5 protein-coding genes are annotated in these 7,989 nt (G+C 73.5%); 2 read left to right on the forward strand and 3 right to left on the reverse strand.

Annotated features, from left to right (window positions below; genetic code table 11):
• Together murJ and QM611_RS09685 are read right to left on the reverse strand one after the other, a co-directional pair.
• On the reverse strand, positions 1–1,568 hold a 1,568-nt coding region (gene murJ, locus QM611_RS09680), incomplete at its 3' end, for a murein biosynthesis integral membrane protein MurJ (RefSeq protein WP_415079708.1).
• Entirely contained in the window at positions 1,565–3,757 is a 2,193-nt protein-coding gene (locus tag QM611_RS09685) for a DUF6049 family protein (RefSeq protein WP_415079709.1), read from the reverse strand. The genes QM611_RS09685 and murJ, both read right to left, overlap by 4 nt.
• A gap of 327 nt (positions 3,758–4,084) precedes the next feature.
• Here QM611_RS09685 and QM611_RS09690 point away from each other — a divergent pair, with 327 nt between their 5' ends.
• Both QM611_RS09690 and QM611_RS09695 read left to right on the forward strand, forming a co-directional pair.
• Positions 4,085–5,668, forward strand: a complete 1,584-nt coding sequence (locus QM611_RS09690; RefSeq protein WP_415079710.1) for a methyltransferase — start codon at positions 4,085–4,087, stop codon at positions 5,666–5,668.
• 64 nt (positions 5,669–5,732) lie between these two features.
• Positions 5,733–7,169: a CCA tRNA nucleotidyltransferase gene (locus QM611_RS09695; protein ID WP_415079711.1), complete on the forward strand. Its 1,437-nt coding sequence runs from the start codon at positions 5,733–5,735 to the stop codon at positions 7,167–7,169.
• Positions 7,170–7,191: 22 nt separating this feature from the next.
• Here QM611_RS09695 and QM611_RS09700 read toward each other — a convergent pair.
• Positions 7,192–7,989 (reverse strand): hypothetical protein (locus QM611_RS09700; RefSeq protein ID WP_415079712.1); only part of this gene is annotated, 798 nt, incomplete at its 5' end.

Raw genomic sequence — 7,989 nt, forward strand, 5'->3', positions numbered from 1 at the left:
CCCCCGAGCTCGCGCCGGTGCTCGGGGGCGCGCAGCGCCGCGAGCAGCGCCACGTACACGGCCGCGCTGGGCGCGGCGATCACCGCTGCGCCCAGCGCGCCCAGCAGCTGCGACGACGCGGTCCAGCCGCTCGGGCCGCCCAGCAGCAGGAAGACGCCCCAGCCGGCGAACCCCGCGGGCACGGCGGCGATCGCGTACCGGCTGAGCGCCTGCATCCATGCCCGCACGCGCAGCGCGCCCACGGTGCGCCGCAAGAGCAGCGTCGCCAGCACGACCTGCACGAGGATCGACACCGACTGCCCGAGCGCGACGCCGGCGGTGCGGATGTCGGGGGGAAGGACCATCGCGGCGGCCGCGAGCCCGGCCGCGATCGCCGCCTGCACGAGCGTGAACAAGAACGGCGTGCGCGTGTCGTTGTAGGCGTAGAACGTGCGCTGCACCGTGAACAGCACGCCGATCGGCACGAGGCCGACGAGGAACCCGCCGAGCACGATCGCGGCCTGCACCGCCTCGTCCGACGACGTGGTGAACACGCGCGACGCGGGCACAGCGGCGGCGGCGAGCGCGGCGGTGGAGAGCACGACGAGCAGCGAGATCGAGCGCACGCTGGTGGAGACATCCTGCGGCACGTCGTCGTGGCGGCCCGCGGCGACGTGCTCGCTCAGCCGGGTGAAGTATGGCGTCCCGATCGAGAGGGCGATGATCGAGTAGGGGAGGATGAAGATCAACGCCGCGTTGCCCGCGATCGCCTGGCCGGGCTCGCCCGCGTCGGACGCGGTCGAGTACACCATCGACTGCACGAGCGCGGCCAGCTGCGTGACCAGCATCATCAGGAAGGTCCAGCCCGCGAGCCGCGCGATGTTGCCGAGCCCCATTCCGCGCCAGCGGAAGTCGGGCCGCAGCCGCGCGCCGGTGCGCCGCCAGAACAGCAGCAGCACGCCGGCCTGCAGCACGATGCCGAGCGTCGCGCTCGCGCCCACGAGCGTCGTCATCTCGGCAGTCCATGACGCGGCGTCTTTCGTGCCCGCGCCGAACATCGCGATGAACAGGCCGAAGCCGGCGATCGAGACGACGTTGTTCACGATAGGCGCCCACGTGAACGGCCCGAACACGTTGCGGGCGTTGAGAGTCTCGCCGACAAGCGCGTAGATCCCGTAGAAGAAGATCTGCGGCAGGCACCAGTATGCGAACACCGTGGAGAGCGCGAGCTGGTCGCCCGAGAACGCCGGGGCGTACAGCCGCACGAGCAAGGGGGCGCACGCGACCGCCATCGCGGTCACGCCGAGCAGGACGACCGTGCCCAGCGTGAACAGCTTCGAGATGAACGCCGACCCGCCGTCGGGGGCGCGGCTGGCGGTGACGATCTGCGGCACGATCACGGCGGTGAGGATGCCGGTCGACACGATCATGTAGATCGTGTTCGGCAACTGGTTGGCCACGAAGAACGCGTCGGCCGAGGCGGTCGCGCCGATGGCGGCAACGAGCACGATCGAGCGCAGCAGGCCCGTCACCCGTGAGACGAGAGTGCCGGCGCCGATCAGGATGCTGGCGCGCCCGAGGCCGCTCACGAGTCGCCCGCCGCGCTGTCGCCCGCGGCATCCCTTCTCCTCGCTGCGCGCCGGCGCAGGACGGTGCGCACCAGCCCGAGCGCGATGAAGCCGCCGATCAGCGCCAGCACGACGCCCACGCCGATGCCCTCCCAGTCGGCGCGCACGTTGATCGCCGCCGACTGAGCTCGGCCGACGGGCACGCCGGTCGGGCTGAGCAGCTGCAGGCGGATCGCGACCTCGCCGTTGCTGATCCGGGCCCGCACCGGAACGGCGACGCGCGTGTTGCTGGCGGCGGTCGCGTCGTCGATCGGCGTCTCGCGCTGCACGTCGAGGCGCAGGTCGTCGGGCGTTGCCACGAGTCGCACCGAGACGGGGTAGGGCAGCTCGTTGCGCACCCAGAAGCGCAGCGAGGCGTCGGAGGTGGCGAGGTTCACCGCGCTCGGCGGCAGGATCGAGACGGCGTCGAGCGTGGCGCGCGTCGCCTCGCGGTGTCCGGAGAACGCGGTCGTCCACTCCGTCGTCTGGGTCCAGCCGACGCCCAGCAGTTGCAGCACCTCGGCCCGCTCACGGCCAGTGAGCAAGGTGGGGTCGGCGAGGATCGACGCGAACTCGGTGAGGTCGGCCTCGTCGGCGAACAGGGCGGATGCCTGCCGCCCCCGCTTGGCGTCGGGCTCCGCGTCGGGGATCGTGACGGCGGTCGGCTCGGCGTCGACGAGATCGCGCAACGAGCCCGCGCGTGTGGTGGGCAGGGCCGTGGCGGCGCTGATCGCGGCGGTCAGGGCCGTGCGCGAGCGATCGGCGGCGCGATCCACGGTGACGAAGACGGGGGCATCGCCCGCCGCGGTGGTCGCGAGCGCGAGGAGCGCGGTCGCCGCGGTGAGCGGCCGTCCTCGCAGCACCGTCGCCTCGGTGGTCGAGGCCTCGCGCAGCGCGGCGGAGATTGCCGAATCGTAGACGAGCACCGGGGCTTTGCTCTCGCCTACCACGCCGTACCCGCTCTGGGCGGCCCGCATCCCCTCCGCCGTCTCCGACGGGATCAGCGTCGTCGCCTCGGGCCCCGTGTCGGCGAGCGCCTCGACCACGTCTGTCCCGGCCTGGCCCGGGGCTGGCCAGAACAGGTCGCTGCGGCCGCCGCCGATGCCGAGCAGCGCCTCGAGGTCGGGGAGCTCGGTGCCGTCGGCGGCGGGCGTTGCCGTGGGGGTCGCGGTAGGCGTTTGCGTCGGGAAGTCCTCGAGCGACATCGCGTACTGCAGGGTTGTGGGCCCGGCCGGGCGCTTCAGCCCCGCGGCGAGCTCCGCCGCAGCGTCGGCGTCGCCGAACTGCAGCGCGAAGCGTGTGTTGGGCAGGTTCTCGAGCACCTCGAGCCACCGGACGGCGTCGTCAGGCGCCGTGTCGCCGAGCACGCGGATGGCGGCCGGGATCGCCGGGTCGACGGCGAGGATCGCGTCGGATCCCGCCACCGCCTGGAGCTGCTCGCTCAGCGAGCCGCCCGGCGCGGTGAGCTCCTCGAGCTGTGCGGCGTCGAGGAGGCCTGTCGTCAGCGGCCCCGCGGTGATCGGAACCACGACCGCGACCGGCGACACCGTGCTGCCGGTGCGGGGCACGATCATGGCGCTCGTGGAGACCAGCTCGATTCCCGCGCGCTGATAGCGAGCCAGCAGGGGGTAGACGCCGGGAGCGCGTTCGGCCAACGCCGGATCGTCGTCGGCGATCGACAAGCTGCGCGTGACGGTCGTGTCGGACTCGACGCTCGACGTCGAGCTGACCGAGACGGAGCGGGTGCGGATGCTGCCGACTTCGCCGGCGAGCCACGCCTCGAGTCGGCTGCTGTCGGTGATCGCGGTGTCGCCGAGCTCGAGGGCGAGGGTGCCGGGAGCGAGGTCGAGCGGCGTGCCGTTGGCGATCGTGATGGATGCCGAGAGGTGGTCGCCCGGCTCAACGACCCCGTTGCCGACCGGGGCGAGCGTGAGCCCGACCTCGGTGCTCTCCGACGTCGAGTCGGTGCTGTCGGGCGTCGGCTCGGGGGTTTTGGGCGTGAGGGTGTTGGTGGTGGTGAGGGATGCCGGGGCCGCGGATGCCGGCATCCCCCCGGCGCCGAGCGCGGCGATCGTCGCGATCGCGGCGGCGGCGAGCAGCCGACGGGTCGGGCGTGCGCGGCCGCGGCCGCCGTCGCGGCGTGCGGTCGTGCCCGCTGGGGGGGAGCTCACGGTCATTTGCGTCCTGGTCGGTGCGATTCGCGACCGCACGGTCGCACCGATTCTACGAGCCCGGCCTGCGCGCAACCCGAGGGCGCGCGCGGCCGCGCGGTCGTCGTGCTGGCGTGCGCTCAGCAGTCGGTTTCGGTGGGTGTCGTCGCCCAGCACCCACGAGAAGCGCCTGCCGAGCCGGGCAGCGATGGCTCAGCAGTCGCTTCCGGCGGATGCCGCACGCCGGGCATCGGCGAGAAGTGACGGCTGAGCGTGTGGTGGGGGTGAGCGTGGCGCCGGGGGTGAGCATGGGGGCGCGGGCGAGCGTGTGGGCGGTTGAATGGGGGGATGCCTGTGCCCCACACCGCGCCCAACCCGGATGCGGCGCTCTGCGCCGCGCTCGCCGACGATCTGCGCGACGCCGGGTACACGGCATCCACTCTTCGAACCGCGTGGGGGCCGGACGCCGACGACGCGATCGCCCGCGGGCTGCGCGGCCCGGCGCTGCACGCGCTGGCCGGCCGGGACGACGCGGTGGCCGTGCTCGGCCGCCTGTTCGTGCTCGGAGCCCCGCAGCCCGCGGCCGACGTCGATGCCGCTCTGCCGCGCTGTGCGGCGACGGGCCTTGTCGAGCTGGGGCTTGCCCGATCGGAGCCGGCCGGCATCGTGCCGACTGCGCTCGTGCGGCCGCAGGCGTTCGCCGACGAGCAGGGTGTCGGCCAGTGGTGGATCGCCAGCGACCTCGACGAGATGGCGCTCGGCGGCCCGCTGCCCGAAGACCACGTGCTGGGCGTCGGCGGCGCGTCGCTCACGCTGGCCGCGCTGCAGCTGCCGACGCCGGCGAGGCGCGTGCTCGACATCGGCACGGGATGCGGCATCCAGGCCCTGCGGGCCCTTCGACAAGCTCAGGGGCCGGGGTGCGCGCAGGGGCCGGGGTGCGCGCAGGGGCCGGTCCGGGTCGTGGCGATGGATGTCTCGTCCCGCGCGCTGCGGTTCGCCGAGCTCAACGCGCGTCTGAACGGCGTCGAGGGCATCCAGACCCGGCTCGGCAGCCTCTTCGAGCCCCTCGCCGCGACGGAGCTGTTCGACCGTGTCGTGTCGAACCCGCCGTTTGTCATCACCCCGCGCGCGGCGGGGGTGCCGGCGTACGAGTACCGCGACGCCGGGATGTCGGGAGACGAGCTCGTTGCGACGGTCGTCCGCGGCGTCGGCGCGCACCTCGAGCCCGGCGGCGTCGCGCAGCTGCTCGGCAACTGGGAGACGCGTGGCGGTGTCGGCGGGCTCGACCGCGTGCGCGAGTGGGTCGCGCAGTCGCCGACGCCGCTCGACGCCTGGATCGTCGAGCGCGAGGCGCTCAGCCCGATCGCGTACGCCGAGCTGTGGATTCGCGACGGAGGCACGGCTCCCGGCAGCGCCAGGCACGCCGAGCTCGTCGACGCGTGGCTCGACGACTTCGACCGGCGCGGGGTCACCGCGATCGGGTTCGGCTACGTGCTGTTGCGCCGGCCGCTCGCCGGACCGCCGACGCTCGAAAGATATGAGCGTGTGCCGCAGCACGTCGAGCTGTCCGGGCTCGGAGCGCACCTCGCCGCGGCGCTTCACTCCCACGACCGGCTCGAGCTGGTCGACGACGGCGGGCTGGAGGCATCCATCCTCGTCGTCGCGCCCGACGTGACGGAGGCCCGCCACCACCGGCCGGGCGTCGCGGACCCGACCGTCATCGAGCTGCGCCAGGGCGGCGGCTTCGGCCGCGCGCTGTCGGTCGATCCGGCGCTGGCGGCGCTCGTCGGCGCGTGCGACGGCGACCTCGCGGTCGGCCCGCTCATCGCGGCGATCGCCGAGCTGCTGGGAGTGGATGCCGCGGCCCTGCGCGCGGACCTGCTGCCGCGTGTGCGCGACCTTGTCTTCACGGGCTTCCTCCGCTTCGCCTGACCCGCGCTCTTTTCCCGTGGTCACGGAGCTCGGCGATCGGAGGCGGGGCCGTAGGCTCGAAACCATGCTGAACATGGCGGAGGGGGTCGCGCGCCTGGGCGCGCTCGCGGCATCCCCGGCCGTCGCCACGCTCGCCGCCGCGTTCGAGGACGCCGGCCACGAGATCGCCCTCGTCGGCGGCCCCGTGCGCGACGCGCTGCTCGGCCGCCAGACGCACGACCTCGACTTCACCACCGACGCGCGCCCGGACGATATCCTGCGCATCGTCGCCCCGATCAGCACCGCGCGGTGGGACATCGGGCGCGACTTCGGCACGATCGGGGCCCGCATCCCGACCCCCGCCGGCCCCGAGCAGGTCGAGGTCACCACCTATCGCGCCGACAGCTACGACGGCGCCACCCGCAAGCCGACCGTGGAGTTCGGGGACTCGCTCGACGGCGACCTCGCGCGCCGCGACTTCACCGTCAACGCGATGGCGCTGCGCATCCCGTCGCGCACGCTCGTCGACCCGTCGGGAGGCGTGGAGGATCTCGTCCGCGGCATCCTGCGCACGCCCGCCGACCCGCGGATCAGTTTCGGGGACGACCCGCTGCGGATGCTGCGCGCTGCGCGCTTCAGCGCCCAGCTCGGGTTCGACGTCGACCCCGGCACGGTCGCGGCGATCACCGAGCTGCGCGAGACTCTGCGGATCGTGAGCGCCGAGCGCGTGCAGTCCGAGCTGGTGCGGATGCTGCAGACCGACGACCCGGTGCGCGGCATTCGCCTGCTCGTCGAGACCGGGCTCGTCGACGAGTTTCTGCCCGAGATCCCGGCGCTGCAGCTCGAGGTCGACGAGCACCACCACCACAAGGACGTGTACGAGCACTCCTTGACGGTGCTGCGGCAGGCGATCGACCTCGAGCACTCGCGGCATCCTGGCTCTCCGCCCGACGTGCCGCTGCGGCTGGCCGCGCTGCTGCACGACATCGGCAAGCCCGCGACGCGGCGGCTCGAGCCGGGTGGGGCGGTGACGTTCCACCACCACGATGTGAAGGGCGCGCGCATGGCCCGCAAGCGCTTGAACGCGCTGCGCTTCGACTCCGCGACGACCGATGCCGTCTGCAAGCTCATTGAGCTGCACTTGCGGTTCTTCGGCTACGCGGAGGGAGCGTGGACCGACTCGGCCGTGCGCCGGTACGTGCGCGACGCCGGCGACGATCTCGAGCGCCTGCACATCCTCACCCGCGCCGACGTGACCACACGCAACCGCCGCAAGGCGGCGCGCCTGGCGGCGGCGTACGACGACATCGAGCGGCGCATCGCCGAGCTTGCCGCGCAAGAGCAGCTCGACGCCATGCGCCCCGAGCTCGACGGCAACCGGATCCAAGAGGTCCTCGGCATCCGGCCCGGCCGCGAGGTGGGCGAGGCGTACCGGTTCCTGCTCGACCTGCGGCTCGACGAGGGGATCGTCGGCGAGGCGGAGGCCGAACGGCGCTTGCGCGCGTGGTGGGCGGCCCGCTGAGGGCTCGTGCTGCGCGCTGAGGTCAGGGCGTTTCGTCTCGGCTCTGCGGGCCTCGCTCAACGACCGGATCCTCGCCCTCGCGCGGGGTGGCCGCGGCATCCACGTCCTCGGCGGAGGGCACGAGGCGGAACGGGAACGTCGGAGCGATGGCGTCGGCGACGCTCGGCTCGTCCTCGAAGCATCCGTCCGGCACCACGCGCAGCGGGAAGACGTTCCACACCGGGGCGCGCCCTGGGGAGGTGAGCGCCACGGGCGCGTCGCCATCGTCGCCGCAGCGGTCGTCCCAGACGACGCCGTCGTCGCGGTTCGCGCCGACCGTCGTGAGCGGCCTGCCGTCTTGGTCGAACAGCTGTACGCGGTCGATCGGCTCGCCGGCGGCGTCGTAGGCGAAGATGTTCTTCACATCCTTGCCGTCGAGCACCAGCCCGGGCGTGGAGTACGACTCGTCGTAGTCCACGGCCTCGCCCGCGTTGCCCATCGCGTTGACGGCGGCCCCGATGAGGATCGGCAGCAGCGCCACGGCGACCACGCTCGCCGTGATCCGCAGGCCGCGCAGCCACGCGGCCGGCGCCCAGCGGCCGCGCCCCCACTGCACGCTGAGCAGCACGATCGCCGCCAGCATCAGCCACGAGCCGAGGCTGTTCGGACGCCACGGGCTCGAATCACCGTCGTCGAGCATGCTCGCCGGGATGGCGTACAGCGCCCATCCGCGCGCGACCCACCACACCGGGCGCAGCGCGACGAGCAGGTCGAGCAGCCACGCGGCGGCGCGCGACGAGCGCAGGCGGGCGGATGCCGCGGCGCGGGCCCGCGCCACGCG

Origin of the sequence: Microbacterium sp., assembly GCF_047606685.1 — a bacterium.
Classification (GTDB): domain Bacteria; phylum Actinomycetota; class Actinomycetes; order Actinomycetales; family Microbacteriaceae; genus Microbacterium.

Excerpts from the sequence above, each read along its gene's own strand:
- QM611_RS09690 (WP_415079710.1), top strand. The coding sequence starts at position 4,085 with ATGCCTGTGCCCCACACCGCGCCCAACCCGGATGCGGCGCTCTGCGCC.
- QM611_RS09695 (WP_415079711.1), top strand. The coding sequence starts at position 5,733 with ATGCTGAACATGGCGGAGGGGGTCGCGCGCCTGGGCGCGCTCGCGGCA.